Source organism: Sulfitobacter sp. CW3 (assembly GCF_019392245.1).
Classification (GTDB): domain Bacteria; phylum Pseudomonadota; class Alphaproteobacteria; order Rhodobacterales; family Rhodobacteraceae; genus Sulfitobacter.
The window spans coordinates 1-269 of the sequence record NZ_JAHXRL010000243.1 but is presented as its reverse complement, the minus strand read 5'-3'; the positions used below and the strand labels follow the sequence as shown (position 1 = coordinate 269).

Below are 269 nucleotides of genomic sequence, written 5' to 3'. Positions count from 1 at the left end.
CGAGCGAGCGCCCAAGCCGATCGAGGCGCACAACCGCCAGCGTATCGCCCTTGCGGGCGTAGGCGATCAGTTCTGCCAGACCGGGCCGCTCCATGCTCTTGCCCGAAATGACGTCGGTGAACACCTTGATGGCGCCGGCGTTCTCCAGTCGCATGGTCTGGCCCGTCACGTCCTGATCGCCGGTGCTGACGCGGGCATAGCCTAGAATATCACCCATGCCGCGCGTCTCCTAAACGGCCGTTCTGGGGACGGGTGCGCCGACGATCCGC

The 269-nt window shown here is 66.2% G+C and carries 1 protein-coding gene; it reads right to left on the bottom strand.

What is annotated here, in order from left to right; all coding sequences use genetic code 11:
• A partial coding sequence (locus KZZ06_RS20930) for a recombinase family protein (protein WP_219581880.1) occupies positions 1-217 on the bottom strand: 217 nt, incomplete at its 3' end.
• Positions 218-269: the final 52 nt, after the last annotated feature.